Here is a 21,217-nt window from a genome sequence, read left to right on the forward strand (position 1 = left end):
TCGCCCACCTGCGTGGTGTTCGCCGTGCCGCCCAGGTCCGGCGTGCGCGGGCCGCTCCGGATCACCTCCTCGATGGCCGCCACGATCGCGTCGTGCGCCTGCCGCCCGGCCCCCTGGCCCTGCGTGAGGAAGTCCAGCATCAGCGCCCCCGACCACACCATCGCGATCGGGTTGGCGATGTTCTTGCCGTAGATGTCCGGCGCCGAGCCGTGCACCGGCTCGAACAGGCTCGGGAACGTGCGCTCCGGGTTCAGGTTCGCCGAAGGCGCCAGCCCGATGGTGCCCGTCGTCGCCGGGCCCAGGTCCGAGAGGATGTCTCCGAACAGGTTCGTCGCCGCCACCACGTCGAAGCGCCCGGGCTGCAGCACGAAGCGCGCCGTCAGGATGTCGATGTGCTGCTTGTCCAGCGTGATCTCCGGGTAGCCCTTCGCCACGTCTTCGGCGCGCTGGTCCCACCAGGGCATGCTGATCGCGATGCCGTTGCTCTTGGTGGCCAGCGTCACGTGCTTCTTCGGGCGGCTCTGCGCCAGGTCGAACGCGAACTTCAGCAGCCGCTCGGCGCCCTTGCGCGAGTAGACCGATTCCTGGATCACGATCTCGCGGTCCGTGCCCTCGTACATGATGCCGCCCAGCGAGGTGTACTCGCCCTCGGTGTTCTCGCGCACCACGTAGTAGTCGATGTCGCCGGGCTTCCTGCCCGCCAGCGGGCACGGCACGCCCTCGAAGAGGCGCACGGGGCGCAGGTTGATGTACTGGTCGAACTCGCGGCGGAACTTCAGCAGCGAGCCCCACAGCGAGACGTGGTCGGGCACGGTGGCCGGCCAGCCGACGGCGCCGAAGAAGAGCGCGTCCATGCCCTTGAGCTGCTCCTTCCAGCCGGCCGGCATCATCTGGCCGTGGGCCTGGTAGTAGTCGCAGCTCGCCCACTCGAAGGTGTGCAGCTCCAGCGCGAAGCCGAAGCGCTCGGCCGCCGCCTGGATGGCCCGCAGGCCCTCGGGCATGACTTCCTTGCCGATGCCGTCTCCCGGCAGCACGGCGATCTTGAAGGTGTTGGTGGTGGTGGCGTTGGGCATGGGCGTCTCCTGCGGAATGGAAGGGTCTGAACGGAACGAGCGCGCATCGGCGCTCGCGGATGGGGGGATTCTTCGGCAACACGCACCGCAATACAATCCGCCGCCCGTGGTTCCATTGTTCACACATCGTGCATAAAACGCCTGCCTCCGACGATCTGCGTGTTTTCGTGGCCGTGGTGCGCAAGGCCAGCTTCGCGGAGGCCGCCGTCGAGCTGGGCGCCTCGCCCGCCTACGTGAGCAAGCGCATCCGCCTGCTGGAGCAGGACCTGGCCGTGAAGCTGCTGCACCGCACGACCCGCCGCGTGGTGGTGACGGAGGAGGGCGAGCGCGTCTTCCATTGGGCGCAGCGCATCCTGGACGACTGGGACCAGCTCCTGCAGGAAGTGGCTGTCACGCGCCGGGAGCCGCGCGGCCTGCTGCGCGTGAGCTGCAGCTTCGGCTTCGGGCGGCAGATCGTGGCGCCGGCGCTGTCGCGGCTGGTGGAGCGGCACCCGGGTCTGCAGGTGCGGCTCGAGGTGTTCGACCGGCTCGTGGACGTGGCCGGCGAGGGATTCGACCTTGATGTGCGCGTGGGCGACGACATCGCCCCGCACCTGATCGCGCGGAGGCTGGCGGACAACCACCGCGTGCTGTGCGCCGCGCCCGCCTACCTGGCGCGCAAGGGCACGCCGCGCACGGTGGCCGATCTGGCGGGCCACGATTGCTTGGTGATCAAGGAGCGCGACCACCCGTTCGGCGTCTGGCGGCTGCGCAGCGGCGCGGTGGACGAGACGGTGAAGGTGCGCGGCCCGCTCTCGGCCAACAACGGGGAGATGGCGGTGCAGTGGGCGGCGGATGGGCGCGGCATCGTGCTGCGCTCTCTCTGGGACGTGGCGCCGGAGCTGGAGGCCGGCCGGCTGGTGCGGCTGCTGCCCGAATGGCAGCAGGAGGCCAACATCTGGGCCGTGTACCCCACGCGGCTGGACCGTTCCGCCAAGGTACGGGTGTGCGTGGAATTCCTGGAAGAGCATTTCCGCCAGGGCGGCGCGCGCCCGGGCGGAGCGGCGCCGGGATGAGCCCGGCGCCGGCCTGGATCAGCCGGCGAGTGCCGCCTTCACCGCGGCGGACACCTGGCCCATTTCGGCCTTGCCCGCCAGCTGGCTCTTCGCGGCGGCCATCACCTTGCCCATGTCGCCGGGGCCCGAAGCGCCCAGCTCGGCCACGATGGCCTTGACCGCCACGGCCACTTCTTCAGCGGACAGGCGCTGCGGCAGGTAGGCCTGCAGCACGGTGATCTCCGACTTTTCCTTGTCGGCCAGATCCTGGCGGCCCGCGCCTTCGAAGGCGGTGATCGAATCCTTGCGCTGCTTGATGAGCTTGTCGAGGATGGTCACGATGCCCGCGTCGTCGATATCGAGCGACTCGTCCGCCTTCTTCGTCGGGCGGTCGTCCACTTCCTTCTGTTTGATCGCGGCCTGCAGCAGACGGATGGTGCCCACGCGCTCGGCGTCCTTGGCGCGCATGGCGGCTTTCATGTCTGCGGTGATCTGGTCCTTGAGGCTCATGGTTTTTTCTCTCCGGGAGGAACGACAACAAAAAAGGGGGGTCGGGGGCAGGGCTCGGGGCTGGCGGCAGCCATCCGGCACCGCCGGGCAGCCGCGCCAGATCGCCGCCGAAAGCAAAAAACAAAAAAGCAAAAACCCGCGCTCGGCGTCCCTAGCGCGGGTTTTTTATGCAGTGACGCCGGCCTTGTCGGCCAGGCCGATCAGTACAGCTTCTTGGGCAGCTGCATGCTGCGAACGCGCTTGTAGTGGCGCTTGACGGCTGCTGCCTTCTTGCGCTTGCGTTCGGAGGTCGGCTTTTCGTAGAACTCACGGGCGCGCAGGTCGGTCAGCAGGCCCAGCTTTTCGATGGTGCGCTTGAAACGGCGCAGTGCCACGTCAAAGGGTTCGTTCTCTTTTACACGGATGGTGGTCATTCAGTGATGTTTCCAATATGTGCTGCCAGCGGGTTGCGAGGGAGATCGGGCCCTGCAGCCATTCGCAGCGGTTTTCCCCGTCTGTAACTAGTATTGGCCGACGGGGGTTTGCCAGCAAAGCCCGAGATTGTAGCGTCTTATCGCAGGATGTCGATCCCGTGGGTGCACGGAGGTGCCTGCCGCGCCTGTGCGCCGCGGTCCATGGCTTGGAAATTGCTATGAATCCGGGGCGAATCCGTTCGGGTTCCATCCGGCTTTTTCCTCACGCAGCAAGGGCAGCGGGCGCCCGTCCGCCGCAGCACACCATGGCATTCATGCACCGCATCTCGGGCCGGCTCGGCCGCTGGCTGGGACGGCTCAGCGTGGGCCGCAAGCTCATGCTCATCTATCTGCTGGACCTCACGGCCGTGATCTACGTCTCGGGGATCCTGATCCACGAGAAGTTCCTGGCCATCGACTTCGCGCGCAAGGAGATCGTGGGCACCGCCTACGCGGCCGTGGTGCGCGACGGGCTGATGGGCTCCTTCATGGCCGACGACCCGGTGGCGCGCGCCCGGCTGCTCGACCGGCTGGCCGCAGCGCGGTCCGCGCACGATGCCGCGCTGCGCACGGACGAGATGGCGGGGCGTTTCGCGTCGTTCCTGGAGGGCGGGCGCGAGGCACCTGCCAGCGCCCGCGCGGTGCCGCCCCAGAGTCCGGCCGAGCGCGGTGCGCTGCTGCGCGAGGGCCGGGAGCTGCTCACCACCGTGGCGAACCAGTCCAACCTGATCCTCGACCCCGACCTCGACAGCTACTACGTGATGTCGCTCACCATGCTGCGCTACCCGGAGCTGCTGCAGGTGGTGCACGACACGATGGGTTTCCTGGACGCCCGGCCGGTGCCCCGGCCGCAGGCGGTGCCCGGATCGCACCGGGCGACCGAGCTGATGACGCTGGTGGGGCGGCTGGATGCCGTGCTCGTGGGCATCGAATCGGATTTCACGCAGGCCTTCATCGCGGGGCAGCCGGCCCTGCGCGAGCGCCTGGACGGCACGCGCGGCGCGCTGCTGGCCTCGGGCCAGGCGCTGCAATCGCTGCTGCAGCAGGTGGCCCAGGGCGAGGCGGCGCCGGACACCGCCGCGTCCGAGCTGCGCGGGCGGCAACAGGCGCTGCTGGCGGCGCTGGGCGGCGCCTGGGTGGTCGGCACCGAGGCGATGGACGGCCTGCTGCAGGCGCGCGTGCACGATCTCTTTTCCCGCATGTGGCTGCACCTGGGCACGGCCGTGCTGCTGCTGGGCTGCATCCTGAGCCTGGTCACGCTGGTGGCGCGGCAGATCGCCAAGCCGCTGCAGCAGCTCGCGCGCGTGGCCGACGACGTGCGCCGCAGCGGCGACCACACGCTGCGCGCGCACTGGACCAGCGGCGACGAGATCGGCCGGCTGGTGACGGCCTTCAACGGCATGCTGGCGCAGCTCGACCGCGAGCGCGTGCTGCAGCAGGAACTGGCGGCGAGCGCACGCGCGGCCGAGGCCCAGCGCGAGCTGGTCGAGGCACTGCCGATCCCGATGGTGGTGACCTCGGTGCCCGAGCACGAGGTGCTGCACTCCAACGCGCCCGCGAGCCCCTGGCTGGGCGGCGTCACCCACGACCCGTGGCGCGCGGGGCTGGAGCCCGGCGTGCGTGCGCGCTTCTTCCAGCGGCTGGCCGACCACGGCGTGGTGGACGAATTCGAGGTGCGCTGGAAGGGCGGGGCCGAGCCGTCGTGGGCCGTGCTCTCGGCGCGGCGCCTGCGCTTCCAGGGGCGCGACGCGATGCTCACGGCCTTCGCGCCCATCAACGTGCTCAAGGTGATGGAGCAGCGGCTGGAGCTGTGGGCCAAGGTGTTCGAGGCGTCGTCCGAGGGCATCATCATCATGAATGCCGCGCAGCGCATCCTGAGCGTGAACCAGGCGTTCTGCCGCAGCACGCACTACGACTTCTACGAGGTGATCGGCGAGCAGTTGGGCCTGCTGCTCGATGCGCCCGACGAGCCCACGCCGGGTGCCGCCATCGCCCGCACGCTGGCCGAGAAGGAATCGTGGCAGGGCGAGGTGCGCTTTCGCCGGCGCTCGGGCGAGACCTACCCGGCCTGGCTCATGGTGTCGGCCGTGCGCGAGGGCGGCAAGGCCGGCGCGGTGACCAACCACATCGGCATCGCCATCGACATCACCGACCGCAAGCGCAACGAGGAACGCATCCGCTTCCTCGCGCACCACGACGTGCTCACCGAGCTGCCGAACCGCTCGCTGTGCGTGCAGCGCCTGCAGGCCGCGCTCGCGCAGGCGGCGCAGACCGGCGAGCGCGTGGCCGTGCTCTTCATCGACCTGGACCGCTTCAAGGCCATCAACGACACGCTGGGCCACCACATCGGCGACGGCCTGCTGCGCTCGGTGGCGGGCCGGCTGGTGCAGTCCGTGCGCCCGCAGGACACCGTGAGCCGCCTGGGCGGCGACGAGTTCGTGATCGTGATGCGCCACGTGGACGGCGCGCAGGAGGTGCTGCGCACGGTGGAGCAGCGGCTGATCCCGCTCATCCGCCAGAGCCACCCCGTGGAAGGCCACGAGCTGAACGTGTCGTGCAGCGTCGGCATCGCCGTGCACCCCGAGGACGGCGCCGACCTGGACGAGCTGATGCGCCGCGCCGATGCCGCCATGTACGAGGCCAAGACCGCCGGGCGCGACATGGCGCGCATCTATTCGCTGGAGACAGATCGGCGCGTGCAGGCGCGCCAGGCGCTGGAGCAGTCGCTGCGGCGCGCGCTGGAGCGCCAGGAGTTCACCTTGCACTACCAGCCGCGCGTGGCCGCGCGCAGCGGCCGGACCACGGGCGTGGAGGCGCTGCTGCGCTGGCGGCATCCCACGCTGGGCGAAGTGCTGCCGGGCGAGTTCATTCCCATCGCCGAAGAGGCGGGGCTGATCCGGCCGATCGGCGCCTGGGTGCTGGAGCAGGCCTGCGCGCAGTGGGCGCTCTGGCAGGCGGCCCCGCCGCTGCAAGGGCTGCCGGGGCTGCCGGTGTCGGTCAACCTCTCGGCCGCGCAGCTCGCCGATCCGGCGCTCGTGCCCGACATCCGCGCGCTGCTCGCGCGGCACGGCATGCCGGCCGGCAGCCTGGAGCTGGAGATCACCGAATCGCAGCTCATGGACAACGCCGGCGCCGCGCAGCGGCAGCTCGCGGCCCTGAAAGAGCTGGGCGTGCAGCTCTCCATCGACGATTTCGGCACCGGTTATTCGAGCCTGGCCTACCTCAAGCGCTTCGCGATCGACAAGCTCAAGGTGGACAAATCGTTCATCCGCGACATGCGCACGAGCCCGGCCGACATGGCGATCACGCGCGCCATCATCGCGCTGGGCCACACGCTGGGCCTGCAGGTGGTGGCCGAAGGCGTGGAAGACGCGGCCACGCTGCAGGTGCTGGACACCCTGGGCTGCGACGAGGTCCAGGGCTACCACTTCAGCCGTGCATTGCCGCCGCAGGCGCTGCAGCGCTGGGCGGTGGCGCGGGCGGGGCACGCCCCCCGGGAGGACGCCGCTCCGGCGCTGGAATGACGTGGCGTGGCGCGGCGTGGCGTGGCGTGGCGTGGCGGGCCGTCCGCCGCGGGTGCGTCAGGCCGCCGGGGGGCGGGTCGGCGCTTCGGCCCGGTCGTGCAGGCCGTAGTCGCGCAGCACCCGGGCCACGCGCAGCCGGTAGTCCGCGAACACGCCGCCGCGGCCGGCGTCCTGGGCGCTGCGGTGGCCTGGGTGGCGGCGCCACTGCGCCACGGCGTCCTCGTCGCGCCAGAACGAGAGCGACAGCAGCTTGCCGGGCGACGTGAGGCTCTCGAAGCGCTCTATGCCCAGGAAGCCGTCGATGTGCTGCAGCTCGGCGTGCAGCGCCGCCGCGCGCTCCAGGTATTCGGCGCGGCCGGCCGCTGAGGGCCGCGCCTCGAAGATCACGGCGATCATGGCGCGGCCTTTCCCTGCGCGGCCAGCGGCAGCGCAGGCTGCCCGAAGGTGCCGGGCACGGCGAGCGTGAAGCTTCGCTCCTCGCGCAGGATGAAGCGCTGGCGCTGCGCCCAGTCGAAATTGGCGCGGCCTTCCGCGTCGGCCCGCAGCCGCGCGCGGTAGGCCTCGTAGGCCGCGAGGCTGTCGAAGGCGATCAGGCCCCACGCCTCGTGGTTGCTGCCCTCGTGCGGCAGGAAGTAGCCCACGAGGTGGCCGCCGCAGCGCGGGATGATGCGGCCCCAGTTCTCGGCATAGGTGCGGAAGGCTTCGGCCTGGAAGGGGTCGATCTCGTAGCGGATGAAGCAGGTGACGGTGGCGGCCATGGTGTCCTCGGCGGGTGGGGAATGGAAGTGGATGCGATGGCTGCATTGGGCCGCGCCTGCGGGGCGCGATGCTTCGCCCGGGAGCGAAGCATCGGCGTGCCGGGCTCGTGCACACTCGCCGCCATGCACACCAACCAGGTCGCCCACGTCGCCGCGCTGATCGGCGAGCCCGCGCGCACCGGCATGCTGCTGGCGCTCATGGATGGCCGCGCGCTCACCGCGCGCGAACTGGCCGATGCCGCGCGCATCGCGCCGGCCACGGCCAGCCGGCACCTGGGCCTGCTGCTGGAAGCCGGCCTGCTCGCCATGGAGCGCCAGGGCCGCCACCGCTACCACCGGCTCGCGTCCCCCGACGTGGCGCGCCTGATCGAAGGCCTGATGCAGTTCGCCGTGGCGCAGCCCCGGGCCACGCCGGCCCGTTCCGTCGCCACCGGGCCGCGCGATGCGGCGCTGCGCTGGGCGCGCACCTGCTACGACCACCTGGCGGGCCGGCTCGCCGTGGAGATGGCCGATCACCTGCTGGCCGAGGGCGCCATCGTGTTCGAGGGCCTGGGCGCAGAAGGTGCCGGCCGCATCGAGCCCGCCCGCGCGGACGCCGTGCTCTCGCCCCTGGGCATCGATGCCGGCGCCGCACTGGCCGCGCCGCCCGGCCGCCGCGCGCTCTGCCGGCCGTGCCTCGATTGGAGCGAACGCCGGCCCCATGTCGGCGGGCGCCTCGGAGCGCTGCTGTGCGCGCATTGCCTGGAGCGCGGCTGGCTGCTGCGCGGCAGCGGCACGCGCGCCCTGGCGGTGACGCCCGCGGGCGCGCGGGCGCTGCGGGACTGGCTGGGCGTGGAGCGCTGGGCGCGGGTGGCCGGCGTCAGTGGAGGGTGACGGTGGGGGCAGGCTGCCGGCTCAGCCGCCCGCCGGCAGCGCCTGCGCGCAGGCATGCGCGCTGGCCCAGGCCCACTGGAAGTTGTAGCCGCCCAGCCAGCCCGTGATGTCCACCACCTCGCCGATGAAGTAGAGGCCGGGCCGGGCCTTGGCTTCCATGGTCTGCTGCGAGAGGGCGCGGGTGTCGATGCCGCCCAGGGTGACCTCGGCCTTTTTGTAGCCTTCGGTGCCGGTGGGCACCAGTTCCCAGCGCGAGAGCTGCTCGGCCAGGCGGGCCAGCGCCTTGTCGGGCGCTTCGTTGATGGGCCGCTGCAGTTCGGGCTGCCGCTCCACCCAGGCGTCCGCCAGCCGCGTGGGCACGAGCGTGGCGAGTTCGTTGGCCACGCGCTTCTTCGAGCGGGCCTTGGCCAGGGTGAAGGCCGCGGCCAGGTCAGTGCCGGGGGCCAGGTCGAGCGCGAGCGGCGTGCCCGGCGCCCAATAGCTGGAGATCTGCAGCACCGCCGGGCCCGAGAGGCCGCGGTGCGTGAAGAGCAGGTCCTCGTGGAAGGCCATGCGCGCTTTCTTTCTGCCGCTGGGCCGCCCCGATGCAGAAACGGCCCCCTCGGGGGGCCGCGACCCGCGTAGCGGCGGAGCGTGGGGGTGGTCGGGGACGCCGGTGGAGATTTCCACGGGCAGGGCGAGGCCCGCGAGCCCAGCATACGGCGCCCAGCCGTCGCCGTCGAAGGTGAGCGGCACGAGGCCCGGCCGGCGCTCCACGAGCGGAATGCCGAACTGCTGGGCCACGCGGTAGCCGAAGTCGGTGGCGCCGATCTTGGGGATCGAGAGCCCGCCCGTGGCGATCACGAGGCTGCGGCAGTGCACGGCCCCGCGATCGCTATTGATTTGATAGCAATCGAAGTCCATTTCACGGCGACATGGAGCAGGAAACGCCACGGACTGCACTTTGCAGGGCTGCCAGCGCTCCACGCGCCCGGCCTCGCACTCGGCGAGCAGCATGGCGATGAGGTCCTCGGCCGAGCGGTCGGCGAAGAGCTGGCCCTTGTGCTTTTCATGGAAGGCGATGCCGTGCTTCTGCACGAGGGCGATGAAGTCGGCAGGCGTGTAGCGCGAGAGCGCGGAGCGGCTGAACTGCGGGTTCTGGCCCACGAAGTGGCGGTGCGGTGCGGCGGGGTCGAGCTCGCGGTTGGTGAAGTTGCAGCGACCGCCGCCCGAGATGCGGATCTTCTCGGCCACCTTCCCGGCATGGTCGATGAGCAGCACGCGCAGCCCGCGCTGGCCCGCCTGCGCGGCGCAGAAGAGGCCGGCCGCGCCGGCGCCGATGACGACCGCGTCGTAGAACGGGGCGCTGTCCATCAGCCCTTCCAGGTGAACGGGAACTTCAGCTGCTTGATGAAGCCGCCCGGCACGTAGTCGCCCAGCACGCCGTATTTCTCGGGCCAGAGGCGGTCGCTCTTCACGGCGGTGCCGAACAGGTGGTCGAGGAAGGCGAAGTGCGCGGCATAGTTCCTGTCGAGCGCTTCCTGGTCCTGGCTGTGGTGCCAGTGGTGGAAGTTGGGCGTGACCAGCACGTAGCGCAGCGGCCCCAGGCGCACGCTCACGTTCGCATGGTTGAACACCGCCTGGAAGCCGACGATGACGATATAGGCATCGATCACTTCCTTCGAGAAACCCAGCACGTAGATGGGCGCCAGCACCAGCGTGCGGGTGATGAGCAGCTCCAGGATGTGCTGGCGCGAGCCGGCCATCCAGTCCATGCTCTTCACGCTGTGGTGCACGGCGTGCAGGCGCCAGAGCACCGGCACCTCGTGGTAGGCGCGGTGCGTCCAGTACTGCACGAGGTCGGCCACCAGGATGATGAGGAAGAGCGCCACCCAGAAGTTCAGGCCCTGCACCCAGCCGCGCACGCCGTCGCTCGCGGCCCAGCCGAAGAACTTGTGCACCATCAGGTTGGTGGCCAGCAGCACGAAGCCCACCACCATGTGGTTCACGATGAAGTGGTGGAAGTCGCACTGCCACTCGGCGCGGAAGATGGGCTGGTCGCGGCGCAGCGCGAAGAGCTTCTCGATGAAGATGAAGATCAGCGCGCTGCCCAGCAGGTCGAGGATGAACCAGTCCAGGCCGATGTAGGGCGTGTTGTCCGCGAAGTCGTTGACCGGCACCTTGTGCCCGCCCAGCAGCGCGGCCGAGGTCACCAGCAGGAACGCCGCGGAAGAAAGCCAGCGCGAGCGGTTGAAGAGGATGTTGACCAGCGAGAGCCCGCCGGCCACCAGCAGCGCCCCGAACATGACCATGCGGATCACGTCCACGTTGTAGGCCTTGCGCAGCTGCGGCGTGGTGAGGTACTGGGGGAAGTGGAAGGCCAGCACGCCCAGCAGGCACAGGATGCCGAGCGAGAGCGCGATGACGCCGGAGATGTGGCCGCGGCCCGGGCGCAGTTCGCCGTGGCTGGCCGTGAAGTCATTGAGTTTGTCGAGCATGGGGAGCGTCGCGCCGGGGCGGCCGGTGCGCGCCCGGGGGAGGCGGCGCACCGGCGGAGGGCGCGGTGTCTGTGGAGCGAGGCGCGAGTGTATCGAAGCCTGCCCGCCGGGCCAGCCCCCCCGCGGTGGGGAGGCGGGCCGGCCCTCCCGCTGCCCTCAGCGCGCCGCTGCCGCTGCCGCTGCCCGCGCGCGGGGGCGCAGCAGGGCCACGAGGCCCGACACGCCCACCGCGCCGGAGAGCCCCGAGTCGGGCGTGGCCCCCGGCATCGAGCGGCGCTCCACCTGCACGCCGCGTTCGCCGGCATGCGCGATGAAGTCCTCCAGCGTCTCGCGGATGTCGCGGTCCAGGAAGCGGCAGTCGCTGCCGTCGATCACCAGCGCATCGCCTTCCTGCACGCGGGCCAGGTAGCCGCGCAGCGTGGCGCGGCTGAAGAAGGAGACGTCCTTGTTGAGCCGCAGCAGGTGCACGGAACCCTCCGACACCATCGAGAGCGCGCCGCGCGTGTTCGACTCGATCACGAACAGCATGCTGCTGGCCAGCCCGATCAGGATGCCGATGAGCAGGTCGGTGGCCAGGATCGCCGCCACCGTCACCGCGAACGGGATGAACACGCCCCAGCCCTGCCGCCAGGTGTCTGCCACCAGCGACGGCTTGGCGAGCTTGTAGCCCGTGTGCAGCAGCACGGCGGCCAGCGCGGCGAGCGGGATCCATTCCAGGAACTGCGCGAGGAACAGCACGCTGGCGAGCAGCAGCAGGCCGTGCAGGATGGCCGAGAGGCGGGTGCGCGCCCCCGCCTGCACGTTGGCCGAGCTGCGCACGATCACCGCCGTGATCGGCAGCCCGCCCAGCAGGCCGGCCACCATGTTGCCCACGCCCTGCGCGCGCAGTTCTCGGTTGGGCGGGGCCACGCGCTTGAGCGGGTCGAGCCGGTCGGTCGCCTCCAGGCTCAGCAGCGTCTCCAGGCTGGCGACGAAGGCGAGCGTCACCGCGACGGTGTAGACCTCGGGGTTGGAGAGCGCCGACCAGTCGGGCGTGGCGAACTGCGACCACAGGCCGGCCAGGCTGTCCACCTGCGGCAGGGCCACGCGCTGCTCGTCGGCGAGCGCGGCCGAGGGTTCGGTGGCCAGCGCGGCGGCGTGGTAGGCCACGCCCCAGAGCACGGCGACCAGCGGCCCGGGCAGCCGGCCGATGACCGGCAGGCGCTTGACGAAGGCCGTGTCCCACGCGAAGAGGATCGCGAGCGCGCCGGCCGCCGTCACGGCCGCGCTCACGGTGACCGCGCCCGAGAGGTGGCGCACGGCGTCGAACCCGTCCGCCGCCGAGGGCAGCAGGCGCAGCGCGTGCTCGGTGGACTGGAAGCCGAAAGCCACGGGCAGCTGCTTGATGATCAGCAGCAGGCCGATGGCCGCCAGCATGCCCTTGATGACCGGCGTGGGAAAGCACGCACCGATGTTGCCCGCGCCCAGGCGGCCGAACAGCCACTGCAGCGCGCCGGCCATCACCACCGCCGCCAGGAAGGCCTCGTAGCCGCCCAGCGTGGCGATGGAGGTGACCACGATCACCACGAGGCCGGCGGCCGGGCCGCTCACGCTCAGGTGCGATCCCGAGAGCGCGCCCACCACCAGGCCGCCCACGATGCCCGACACGAGGCCGGCCAGGAGCGGCGCGCCGCTCGCGAGGGCGATGCCCAGGCACAGCGGCAGCGCGACGAGGAACACCACCAGGCTGGCCGGCAGGTCCTGCCGCAGGTGGCTGAAGAGCCCGCCGCGCGCGGGGCGCTGTGCGGGGGCGGCAGGGCCCGGGCCCGCAGGCGCGGGCGCGCCGTGCGGAGGATGCTGAGGAGCGGTCTTCATGGCTGGTCTCCTTCCGTTCAGGCCGCTTGGGCCCATTCGCGGCTGCCGGCGTCCAGCGACAGCACCTGCCGCAGGCGCCCGTCGCGCAGCGCATACACCCAGCCCAGCAACGCCAACGGCTGGCCGCGGTCCCAGGCCTGGCGCACGGTGGCCGTGGCGGCCAGGGTGTTCACCTGCTCGGCCACGTTGAGCGCCACGAAGCGGTCCACGCGCGCGTTGAGGTCCTGGTCGTCGTCGGGCAGGCGGTCGCCGGCCTCGATCTCCTGCACGCGGCGGCGGTAGAGCGCGCGCAGCGGACGGATGTGCTGCCCCAGGTAGTCGCCGTCCTCCGGATCGCCCACCCGCTCGCGGGACTGCAGCAGCGCCGCCCGCACGCCGCCGCAGGCCTCATGGCCGCAGACGATCACGGCCGGCACGCGCAGCACGTCGATGGCGTACTGCAGGGCGCTCATGATGTTGCTGTCGTCGGGCCGCACCAGGTTGGCGACGCTGCGGTGCACGAACAGCTCGCCCGGCAGGGCGTTGGTGATGCGCTCGGCCGGCACGCGGCTGTCGGCGCAGCCGATCCAGAAGGCGCGGGGCTGCTGGCCTCCGACGAGGTTCTCGAAGAATGCCGGGTTGCGCGACGTCATCTCGTCGGCCCAGGCGCGGTTCTGGAGCAGAAGCCGGGTACTCAGGTCCATGGGGGTCCTCCTTCTCTGTGTGTGTCTGAAAAATGCTGCGATGCAACATTTCTAGGCTACCGGCCTCGAAGATTCCTGTGTGCGGAATTTGAACCGTGTTACATGCCCGTCATGCATGCAGCACGGTTTGCAGGGGGTTACAAACCTGTCGTCGGTATTCCTGGGGAAGCTGTCGGTAAAACCTGCCCGCTGCAGGGTTTACCGATCGCCGTTACGCGGCGGCGGTTGCAGGGGCTGCGCGGCGTGGCGCGCACGGCCTGCGCGCGCCATGGAATCAGGCCCTAGAATGCCGCCGCATATGACGCCCCTCCCCGCGCACCAGCTCAGCATGACCGTGCTCATGTCCCCGGACATGGCCAACTTCTCCGGCAATGTGCACGGGGGCGCGATCCTCAAGCTGCTCGACCAGGTGGCGTATTCGTGCGCCGCCCGCTATTCGGGCAGCTACGTGGTCACGCTGAGCGTGGACCAGGTCACCTTCCTGCAGCCCATCCACGTGGGCGAGCTGGTCACCTTCCTTGCCAGCGTGAACCACACCGGCACTTCGTCGATGGAAGTCGGCATCAAGGTGGTGGCCGAGGAGATCCGCACGCAGATCGTGCGCCACGTGAACAGTTGCTTCTTCTCGATGGTGGCGGTGGACGAGGCCCGCAAGCCCACGCCCGTGCCGACGCTGTCTCCCTCCACGCCCGACGAGCGCCGCCGCTGGGAGGCCGCGCTGCTGCGCAAGAGCCTGCGCAAGGAGCAGGCCGAGCGCTTCGCGCAGATCCAGCGCGAGGCGGCGCTGGTGCACGGCTGACCCGGCGCCGCCGGGCTTCGGGTTTCGGCCCTGCGGGCACGTTGCTCTCGGCCTGCACGCGGAGCCGGAAGGGCTCGACCCCGGCAGCGGCAAATCCCGCCGCCTGGGCCCCCCGAGCCTGCTGGAGGGCGCGCTGAAGGATGCCGGGGCCGGCGCGTGGCCGGGCAAGGAAGCCCGCATTTCCGGCGAACTGGGCTGGGACGCCGCGATCGAGCGCGGTGAGCCGGCCTCGCCTGCACCGCGAATGGCTTTGGCGCCTCGCGGCAGCCGGCCGTCACCGATAATGCGCGGCGTGCTCCGGCCGTACGATGCGCCAGGCTTTCCGGCCGCGCCCGGCCGCACGCATCCCACCCCGTTCGCAAAGGCCCGCCCCGACGCCATGACTGCACGCTCCTCCCTCCAGCAGGCCATGGACCAAGCCATCGACTTCGCGGCGATCGCCACCGATCCGCACGGTACCGTCACCCGCTGGAATGCCGGGGCCGAAAGGCTCCTGGCCTGGCGCAGCGAAGAGATCGTGGGCGCCTCGGTCGAAAGCCTCTTCACGCCCGATGACCGTGCCGCGGGGCGCCCCCACGAGGACGTGCGCGCGGCGCTGGCCCACGGGAGCCTGCGCGGCGACCGCACATTGCTGCGCAGGGATGGCAGCCTGCTGCAGGCCTCGGTGGACCTGATGCCGCTGCGCGATGACGGCGGCGCGTACCTGGGTGACCTGCGGATCGTGCGCGAGCGGGCGCCCCAGGCGGAGGCCGGCCCGCGCTTTCGCGAAAGCCAGGACCGCTTCAAGACGCTGCTGGAAACCGTGGAGACAGCCTTTGCCATCGTCGAAGTGAAGTTCGACGCCGCCGACCGCCCGGTGGACTACCGTTTCATCGAGGCCAACCCGGCCTTCGAGCGCCAGGCCGGCGTGGACCTGCAGGGCAAGTGGGTGACCGAGTTCGCGCCGGACCTGGAGCAGTTCTGGTTCGACACCTACGGGCACGTGGCCTGGACCGGCGAGCCCGCCGTCTTCGAGAGCTATGCGAAGGCGTTCGAGCGCTGGTTCGACGTGCGCGCGATCCGTGTCGGCGAGCCGCACGAGCGGCAGATCGCCATCTTCTTCAACGACGTCACCGCGCGCCGCAACGCGCAGGAGCGCCTGCGCGCGAGCGAGGCGATCGCCCGCGAGAACGTGGAGCGCGTGCAACTGGCGCTGGCGGCCGGCGCGATCATCGGCACCTGGCACTGGCACCTGCCCACCGACCGGTTCACGGTGGATCAGGGTTTCGCCAACGCGTTCGGGCTCGACCCGGCGCTGGGCCGCGAGGGCCTGAGCCTGGAGCAGGTGATCGCGACGGTGCACCCGGACGACCGGGCCGGGCTGCTGGCCGCGATCAACGAGGTCGTCGGACGCGGTGGGCCCTATGCCCACCAGTACCGCGTGCGCCGTGCCGATGGCCGCTATTACTGGATCGAGGCCAACGGACGCGTGGACCATGCCGAGGACGGCACGCCCACGCGGTTCCCGGGGGTGCTGATCGACGTGGAGGAGCGGCGCGCCGTGGCCGAGGAACGCGACCGCAACGCTGCCGAACTGCGCGCCCTCAACGAGACGCTGGAGCTGCGCGTGGCCGAGCGCACGGCCGAGCTGATGCGCGCCGAGGAGCAATTGCGCCAGTCGCAGAAGATGGAAGCGGTGGGGCAGTTGACGGGCGGACTCGCGCACGACTTCAACAACCTGCTGGCCGGCATTTCCGGATCGCTGCAGCTCATGCAGGTCAAGATGAAGCGGGGCCAGTTCGGCGAGCTGGAGCGCTACATGGGCGTGGCCCAGGGCGCGACGCGGCGCGCCGCCGCGCTCACGCACCGCCTGCTGGCGTTCTCCCGCCGGCAGACGCTCACGCCACGGCCCACCGACGTGAACCGGCTGATCGTGGGCATGGAAGAGCTGATCCGGCGCTCCATCGGGCCGGCAATCGCGTTCGAGGTGGCCGGCTCCGACGGGCTCTGGCCGGCGCTGATCGATGCCAGCCAGCTGGAGAACGCGCTGCTGAACCTCTGCCTCAACGCGCGCGACGCCATGCCGGACGGAGGCCGCATCACCATCGCCACGTCCAACGAATGGCTGGACCGGCTGGCGGCCAGCGGCCTGGGCATTCCGCACGGCCCGTACCTCGCCCTGTGCGTGACCGATACCGGCACGGGCATGCCGCCCGACGTGATCGCGCGCGTGTTCGAGCCTTTCTTCACCACCAAGCCCATCGGGCAGGGCACGGGGCTGGGGCTGTCGATGATCCACGGCTTCGTGCAGCAGTCGGGCGGCCAGGTGCGCATCGAATCGGAAGTGGGCCGGGGCACCACTGTCTGGCTCTACCTGCCGCGCCACGATGGCGAGGCCGACCGCGATCTCGCTACCGCGGACTCCGCCGCGGCGCAGCGCGCCGCTCCGGGCGAGACGGTGCTGGTCGTGGACGACGAGCCCTCCGTGCGCATGCTGGTGGTCGAGGTGCTGGAAGACCTGGGCTACACCGCGATCGAGGCGGCGGACAGCATGGAGGGCCTGAAGGTTCTGCAGTCGGGCGTGCGCATCGACCTGCTCGTCACCGACGTGGGACTGCCCGGGGGCATGAACGGCCGGCAGATGGCGGATGCCGGCAGGCACCTGCGCCCGGGCCTGAAGGTGCTCTTCATCACGGGCTATGCCGAGGGCAGCGTGATGGGCGACGGCCACCTGGAGCCGGGCATGGAGGTGCTGACCAAGCCCTTCGCGATGGACATGCTGGCCGCCCGCATCCAGGGCCTGATCGGCGCCCGCTGAGCCTTCGCCGCGGCGGGCGCGGGGCTGCACCCCTGCATGCCCCGCCCGGCGGGCGCGCTCAGCGCACGCCGCAGAAGCCGAACTCCGCCGTGCCACCGGGCGCGAGCGTGCGGTTCCAGTCCACGCCGCTCGCCTGCAGCGTGCTGGCCGATTGTGTCCACACCGCATTCCAGAGGTTGTTGATGGTGCCTTCCACGGCCAGCGACACCGACCAGTTCCCGCTGCTGCCGCCGCCGTTGGTGACCTGCACGCGCTGGCAGTAGCCCGCGCCCCAGTCGCTGTCGGTGATGCGGTTCACGCTGAAGCTCGCGCCGGGCGTGGGCGTGGGCGTGGGCGTGGGAGTCGGAGTCGGAGTCGGAGTGGGGGTTGGCGTGGGAGTGGGTGTCGGCGTGGTGCCGCCGCTGCCCCACAGCTGGTTCAGCAACTGCACCTTGTCGGTGCGCACGGTGTTCCAGTCGTCTTCCAGGATGCCGCCGGTGTCGCCGCTGTTGGGGTTCCACGACCAGTAGAAGCCGCTGCGGATGCCCTTGCCGACGAGGTAGTTCACGAGCGCGTTCTGCCATTGCACGTCGCGTGCGTCGCCGCGGCCGTACTTGCCGCCGAATTCGCCCAGCAGCACAGCGTAGCCTTCCTGCACGAAGCGGCCGAAGTGCTGCTCCCAGATGGCCGGCATGTTGGCCGGGAAGTCGGCCGCGTTGAAGTACGACTGCACGAACACGTCGGGCCCGTAGGTGTGCGGGGCCAGCAGCAGGCGGTTGGCGGGGATGTTCAGCGGCGTGCAGGCCATCGGCTCCAGGTTGCTGCCCCAGAAGTGCCCGCCGCTGCTGGAGCAGCCCGGGTTCTCGCCGATGCCCTCCACCGCGACGATCCACTGCGGCGCGGCCTGCAGCACGGCGGCGGCGGCGCGCTCGGCCGCGCGGTTCCAGTCGGTGGCGTTGTTGCCGGTGCCCCAGGTGGCGGCGCCGTGGGGCTCGTTCTTGAGGTCGATGCCGATCACGCCGGGCACGCCCTTGTAACGGTCGGCCGCGAACACCAGATCGGCGATCCACTGCTGTTCGCTGTAGCTCTGCGTGTACCAGAGTTCGCTGATGCTCTGGCAGTCGGGCGTGTGGTGGTCCAGCAGCACGTACATGCCGCGGTCGCTGATCTCCTGCACCACCTTGTCGAGGATCTGCTGCGAGCCCAGGCCCTGCAGGTCGGGGTTGCGCCCGTAGTCGATGCTGTTCGGGGCGGTGCCGCGCAGGCTCTGCGGGCAGAAGGGCAGGCGCACGGCGTTGAAGCCCTGCTGCTGCATCTGGCCGATCATGTCCTTCCAGTTGCGGGCCCAGAGGCCGTGCACCACGTGGTTGCCGGTCTCGAAGCCGAACCAGTTCACGCCGCGCAGTTGCACCGGCTGGCCGGCGCCGTTCACCACCTGGCCGTTGTCGATGCCATAGCTCCAGGCCATGTTGCCGGATGCGAGCAGGCAGCCTGCGAGCGCGAGTTTTCTCCATACGGATCGGATGTTTGCCATGGTCCGTCTCCCTCCTTGGGTTCGCTGTGTCAATGCAATGACAAAGCATGGGTGGATACCGCGCAGGCACGGGCGCCCCCGCGGCGCGAGGCCGTGCCTTCCCTGCGCACGGCCGAGCGGATCATAGGTTTCCGAAGGTGGGGCGCGGTGTATCGATTCCGCGCGGTTGTAAACGCATGTTCGGAGGCCGAGGCCGGCAGGCGTGGCCCACCGGGCAACCGCTCCGCGGCGCGTGCATTCCTGCCGTGCCGCATCCGTACCGGGGCGGTTCTCCGCGTTTTTGCCTAGGCGGCCTGCCGCCCGCGCCCGGCGAGCGAGACGGCCTGCAGCGAGAGCCGGTCGATCTCGGTCGTGATGCCCGAGAGCACGTTCGCCACCACCGCGAATTCGCGGCCGTGCGCGGCGGCGCGCGCGGCCATGACCTGGGCGTTGAAGCTCACCACCTTGGCCTCGCGCGCGACCGTCTGGATGGATTCGACGATGCCCGACAGCTCGCGCATCATCGCGTCGGACTGCTGCCGATGGATCTGGTCGAAGACAGTGGTGGCGGCGTTGAGCGCCTCCAACACGCCATCGGTGGCGGCCACGAGCGGGACCAGCGCATCGGCGGCGCGGGCGCTGCCCTGGTCGGCCGCATCGAGCGCCGCGCGGGCCTGCCGCGCGAAGGCGTCGATGGTGGCGCCCACGCCGCGCGGGCCCTGGTAGACGGCCTGCACGGCGCGTGCCGGGCCCGCGTCGAGGTGCTGCGGCGTCTGCACCAGGCGCGCCTGGCTGGCCTCGAAGAGCTGCAGGGTCTTGCGCGCGGCCTGCGCCTGGCCGGCTTGGCCCTGCACGGCCAGCACCGTCTGCAGCACGATGCGCTGCGAGAGCATGCGCTGGCGTGCCGCGAGGTTCACGAGCGAGATGTCTTCGCCGCCGGCACCGGCGCCGCCGGTCCGGGGCGCGGTGCCCGGCAGCGGCGCGTGCCGTGCCGGCGCTGTGTGCGGCGAGGGGATCGGAAGGGCGGCCATGGGCACCTCGTGGGGCAGCGTGGAGAAAGCGTTGCGCGGGCCGCGGCCTCCCGGTCAGCCGGCGTGCCGCAGCGGCGGGGGCACGAGCGGCACGGGCTGGCCCAGGCCGTTGCCGGCCGCGGCTTCCACGCCGGCGGCCACGTCGCCCACGACGATGACCGAAGGGCTGCCGAGCTGCTCGCGCTCGATGGTGGCGTGCAGCTCGCCCAGCGTGGTGAGCGCATGGCGCTGGCAGGGCAGGCTCACGTGCTGGATCACCACCACGGGCGTGCAGGCGGGCAGGCCGGTGAGCAGCTCCTGCTGGATGTGCGCGGCGCTGCTCACGCCCATGTAGATCACCAGGGTGAGGCGCGCGGCGCGCGCCGTGGCGGCGAGCTGGCGCCAGTCCACGCCGCCGTCGCCGGGCTTGGCATGGCCGGTGACGAAGACCACGCCGTGCGCGTGCTCGCGGTGCGTGAGCGGCGTGCCCAGCAGCGTCATGCCGGCCAGGCCCGCGGTGATGCCGTTGACCACGGTGACGGCGATGCCAGCGGCGCGCAGGTGCTCGACCTCTTCGCCGCCACGCCCGAAGATGAACGGGTCGCCGCCCTTCAGGCGCACCACGTTCTCGCCCTCGTTCACGGCCATCACCATGAGCTTTTCGATGAAGGCCTGCGGCGTGCTCTTGCAGCCGCCGCGCTTGCCCACGTGAACCACGCGCGCGCCGGGCGCGGCCAGGGCCACGATCTCGTCGCTCACGAGGTCGTCCACCAGCAGCACCGTGGCCGACTGGATGGCCTTCAGCGCCTTGATGGTGAGCAGCTCCGGATCGCCGGGGCCGGCACCCACGAGCGTGCAGGTGCCGCGCGGCAGGGCGGGGGCATCGGTGGGCGGCGGGGTCGTGGGAATGCGGGTCATGGGGTTGTCTCCATTGGGATCTGGCCGGCGAGACGCAAGATGTGTTCCACCTGACGGGAGAGCGGCGCGGGCACGGGCAGCTCGCCCGCGAGCACGCGCTGCGTGTAGCGCGCGGTGGCCTCGATATCGATCTCGGCCGGCAGGCCGGGCACTTCGCTGGCGGTGCCGGGCTGCTGCTCGTCCCACACATGGTGCGCGCCCTGCACGAAGGCGTCGTAACGGGGCGTGCGGCGCGGGTCGGCGGCTACCTCGCCCTCAAGCCCGCGCGAGAGCAGCACGTCCATGCCGCGCGCGGCGAAGGTGGCGTGCAGCATCTCCACGTATTCGGGGTGGGTGTAGGCGGTGACCAGCAGCGAGGGGCCGCGCACCGGGTTCATGAGCTTGACCACGCTGTGGCCCGGGTTGCGCAGGCCCACCACCTCGCGCACGGCCAGCAGGCGGGCGAGGCCCGGGCACAGCAGGCCCGTGTGGATGTGCGCCACGCTGCCGGGCGCGATGGGGTCGGGGGAGAACGCGGGCGCGATGCCCAGCGCCTGCAGCACGTCGCTCGCCAGGACGCGGCGCGCCTCGGTGCGCATGCCGTGCAGCAGCACGGGCAGGCCCTCGCGCGCCAACAGCAGCGCGAGCAGCGGCGTGAGCACGGGCAGCTTGCGCGCGCCGTTGTAGCTGGGCAGCACGACCGTGGGGCGCGTGCCGGGCGCGATGGGCATCAGGCGCGCGTGGGTGGCGTCCAGGAAGCCGCACATCTCGTCGGCGGTCTCGCCCTTGATGCGCATGGCGATGCAGAAGGCGCCCACTTCGTAGTCGGTGACCTGGCCGTCGAGCACCTGGCCGAAGAGGTCGGCGGCCTGTTCGCGGCCGATGGCCCGCGCGCCGCGCGCGCCGCGGCCGAGGTCCTTGAGGTAATGGCTGATGCTGCCCATGGGAGCGGAGAAGAGGTCGGATCGTGGGGGAAAAAAGGGG

At 71.1% G+C, this 21,217-nt stretch carries 18 protein-coding genes; 5 read left to right on the forward strand and 13 right to left on the reverse strand.

Going from position 1 to position 21,217, the window contains the following annotated elements:
- Positions 1–1,073, reverse strand: a 1,073-nt coding sequence (locus tag BM144_RS18630; RefSeq protein WP_092955828.1) for a tartrate dehydrogenase, incomplete at its 3' end; no start/stop codon positions are given.
- 128 nt (positions 1,074–1,201) lie between these two features.
- On the opposite strand from BM144_RS18630, the gene BM144_RS18635 reads away from it, so the two are divergent.
- Positions 1,202–2,128: a LysR substrate-binding domain-containing protein gene (locus BM144_RS18635; RefSeq protein WP_175526072.1), complete on the forward strand. Its 927-nt coding sequence runs from the start codon at positions 1,202–1,204 to the stop codon at positions 2,126–2,128.
- A gap of 18 nt (positions 2,129–2,146) precedes the next feature.
- Here BM144_RS18635 and BM144_RS18640 read toward each other — a convergent pair whose 3' ends face one another.
- Both BM144_RS18640 and rpsU read right to left on the reverse strand, forming a co-directional pair.
- Positions 2,147–2,617 (reverse strand): GatB/YqeY domain-containing protein, encoded by a 471-nt coding sequence (locus BM144_RS18640; protein WP_092955834.1) that lies wholly within the window; start codon positions 2,615–2,617, stop codon positions 2,147–2,149.
- 200 nt (positions 2,618–2,817) lie between these two features.
- Entirely contained in the window at positions 2,818–3,030 is a 213-nt protein-coding gene (rpsU, locus tag BM144_RS18645; protein ID WP_069103317.1) for a 30S ribosomal protein S21, read from the reverse strand.
- Positions 3,031–3,335: 305 nt separating this feature from the next.
- On the opposite strand from rpsU, the gene BM144_RS18650 reads away from it, so the two are divergent.
- A complete protein-coding gene (locus BM144_RS18650) occupies positions 3,336–6,593 on the forward strand; it encodes an EAL domain-containing protein (protein WP_092955837.1) in 3,258 nt (1,085 codons plus the stop codon).
- 57 nt (positions 6,594–6,650) lie between these two features.
- Here the strand turns inward: BM144_RS18650 and BM144_RS18655 are convergent, their stop codons facing one another.
- Together BM144_RS18655 and BM144_RS18660 are read right to left on the reverse strand one after the other, a co-directional pair.
- Complete coding sequence (locus tag BM144_RS18655) at positions 6,651–6,989, reverse strand: antibiotic biosynthesis monooxygenase family protein (RefSeq protein ID WP_092955839.1); 339 nt, start codon at positions 6,987–6,989, stop codon at positions 6,651–6,653.
- Positions 6,986–7,351, reverse strand: coding sequence for an NIPSNAP family protein (locus BM144_RS18660; RefSeq protein WP_092955842.1), 366 nt, complete (start codon positions 7,349–7,351; stop codon positions 6,986–6,988). The genes BM144_RS18655 and BM144_RS18660 overlap by 4 nt, the downstream gene beginning before the upstream one ends.
- A 123-nt stretch (positions 7,352–7,474) precedes the next feature.
- Between BM144_RS18660 and BM144_RS18665 the strand changes: the two genes are divergently transcribed.
- Complete coding sequence (locus BM144_RS18665; protein ID WP_092956104.1) at positions 7,475–8,224, forward strand: ArsR/SmtB family transcription factor; 750 nt, start codon at positions 7,475–7,477, stop codon at positions 8,222–8,224.
- A 21-nt stretch (positions 8,225–8,245) separates the two neighbouring features.
- Here BM144_RS18665 and BM144_RS18670 read toward each other — a convergent pair whose 3' ends face one another.
- From BM144_RS18670 to BM144_RS18685, 4 genes are all read right to left on the reverse strand, one after another.
- Positions 8,246–9,577, reverse strand: a complete 1,332-nt coding sequence (locus BM144_RS18670) for a BaiN/RdsA family NAD(P)/FAD-dependent oxidoreductase (protein ID WP_092955845.1) — start codon at positions 9,575–9,577, stop codon at positions 8,246–8,248.
- On the reverse strand, positions 9,577–10,701 hold the full coding sequence (locus tag BM144_RS18675; RefSeq protein WP_092955848.1) for a sterol desaturase family protein: 1,125 nt from the start codon (positions 10,699–10,701) through the stop codon (positions 9,577–9,579). Before BM144_RS18675 ends, BM144_RS18670 begins: the two co-directional genes overlap by 1 nt.
- Before the next feature lie 156 nt (positions 10,702–10,857).
- Positions 10,858–12,555 (reverse strand): SulP family inorganic anion transporter, encoded by a 1,698-nt coding sequence (locus tag BM144_RS18680; protein WP_092955851.1) that lies wholly within the window; start codon positions 12,553–12,555, stop codon positions 10,858–10,860.
- Positions 12,556–12,572: 17 nt separating this feature from the next.
- On the reverse strand, positions 12,573–13,238 hold the full coding sequence (locus tag BM144_RS18685; RefSeq protein ID WP_092955854.1) for a carbonic anhydrase: 666 nt from the start codon (positions 13,236–13,238) through the stop codon (positions 12,573–12,575).
- Between the two features lie 298 nt (positions 13,239–13,536).
- Here BM144_RS18685 and BM144_RS18690 point away from each other — a divergent pair, with 298 nt between their 5' ends.
- Together BM144_RS18690 and BM144_RS18695 are read left to right on the forward strand one after the other, a co-directional pair.
- Positions 13,537–14,037, forward strand: coding sequence for an acyl-CoA thioesterase (locus BM144_RS18690; protein ID WP_092955857.1), 501 nt, complete (start codon positions 13,537–13,539; stop codon positions 14,035–14,037).
- 379 nt (positions 14,038–14,416) lie between these two features.
- Complete coding sequence (locus BM144_RS18695) at positions 14,417–16,834, forward strand: ATP-binding protein (protein ID WP_092956107.1); 2,418 nt, start codon at positions 14,417–14,419, stop codon at positions 16,832–16,834.
- Between the two features lie 58 nt (positions 16,835–16,892).
- Here the strand turns inward: BM144_RS18695 and BM144_RS18700 are convergent, their stop codons facing one another.
- The 4 genes from BM144_RS18700 to ybiB all read right to left on the reverse strand — a co-directional run bounded on the left by BM144_RS18700 (position 16,893) and on the right by ybiB (position 21,177).
- On the reverse strand, positions 16,893–18,347 hold the full coding sequence (locus tag BM144_RS18700) for a cellulase family glycosylhydrolase (protein WP_092955860.1): 1,455 nt from the start codon (positions 18,345–18,347) through the stop codon (positions 16,893–16,895).
- 284 nt (positions 18,348–18,631) lie between these two features.
- Complete coding sequence (locus tag BM144_RS18705) at positions 18,632–19,357, reverse strand: type IV pili methyl-accepting chemotaxis transducer N-terminal domain-containing protein (protein WP_092955863.1); 726 nt, start codon at positions 19,355–19,357, stop codon at positions 18,632–18,634.
- Positions 19,358–19,411: 54 nt separating this feature from the next.
- Positions 19,412–20,254: a uroporphyrinogen-III C-methyltransferase gene (cobA, locus tag BM144_RS18710; protein ID WP_092955866.1), complete on the reverse strand. Its 843-nt coding sequence runs from the start codon at positions 20,252–20,254 to the stop codon at positions 19,412–19,414.
- Entirely contained in the window at positions 20,251–21,177 is a 927-nt protein-coding gene (ybiB, locus tag BM144_RS18715) for a DNA-binding protein YbiB (RefSeq protein WP_092955869.1), read from the reverse strand. The genes cobA and ybiB overlap by 4 nt, the downstream gene beginning before the upstream one ends.
- Between the last annotated feature and the right edge of the window lie 40 nt (positions 21,178–21,217).

It is taken from the genome of Paracidovorax konjaci, assembly GCF_900112675.1.
GTDB lineage: Bacteria > Pseudomonadota > Gammaproteobacteria > Burkholderiales > Burkholderiaceae_C > Paracidovorax > Paracidovorax konjaci.

Coding starts and splice junctions, on each gene's coding strand:
- BM144_RS18655 (WP_092955839.1), bottom strand. CDS start 6,989: ATGATCGCCGTGATCTTCGAGGCGCGGCCCTCAGCGGCCGGCCGCGCC.
- cobA (WP_092955866.1), bottom strand. CDS start 20,254: ATGACCCGCATTCCCACGACCCCGCCGCCCACCGATGCCCCCGCCCTG.
- BM144_RS18675 (WP_092955848.1), bottom strand. CDS start 10,701: ATGCTCGACAAACTCAATGACTTCACGGCCAGCCACGGCGAACTGCGC.
- BM144_RS18705 (WP_092955863.1), bottom strand. CDS start 19,357: ATGGCCGCCCTTCCGATCCCCTCGCCGCACACAGCGCCGGCACGGCAC.
- BM144_RS18640 (WP_092955834.1), bottom strand. CDS start 2,617: ATGAGCCTCAAGGACCAGATCACCGCAGACATGAAAGCCGCCATGCGC.
- BM144_RS18650 (WP_092955837.1), top strand. CDS start 3,336: ATGGCATTCATGCACCGCATCTCGGGCCGGCTCGGCCGCTGGCTGGGA.
- BM144_RS18665 (WP_092956104.1), top strand. CDS start 7,475: ATGCACACCAACCAGGTCGCCCACGTCGCCGCGCTGATCGGCGAGCCC.
- BM144_RS18690 (WP_092955857.1), top strand. CDS start 13,537: ATGACGCCCCTCCCCGCGCACCAGCTCAGCATGACCGTGCTCATGTCC.
- BM144_RS18685 (WP_092955854.1), bottom strand. CDS start 13,238: ATGGACCTGAGTACCCGGCTTCTGCTCCAGAACCGCGCCTGGGCCGAC.
- BM144_RS18670 (WP_092955845.1), bottom strand. CDS start 9,577: ATGGACAGCGCCCCGTTCTACGACGCGGTCGTCATCGGCGCCGGCGCG.
- rpsU (WP_069103317.1), bottom strand. CDS start 3,030: ATGACCACCATCCGTGTAAAAGAGAACGAACCCTTTGACGTGGCACTG.
- BM144_RS18660 (WP_092955842.1), bottom strand. CDS start 7,351: ATGGCCGCCACCGTCACCTGCTTCATCCGCTACGAGATCGACCCCTTC.
- BM144_RS18695 (WP_092956107.1), top strand. CDS start 14,417: ATGACTGCACGCTCCTCCCTCCAGCAGGCCATGGACCAAGCCATCGAC.
- BM144_RS18680 (WP_092955851.1), bottom strand. CDS start 12,555: ATGAAGACCGCTCCTCAGCATCCTCCGCACGGCGCGCCCGCGCCTGCG.
- BM144_RS18700 (WP_092955860.1), bottom strand. CDS start 18,347: ATGGCAAACATCCGATCCGTATGGAGAAAACTCGCGCTCGCAGGCTGC.
- ybiB (WP_092955869.1), bottom strand. CDS start 21,177: ATGGGCAGCATCAGCCATTACCTCAAGGACCTCGGCCGCGGCGCGCGC.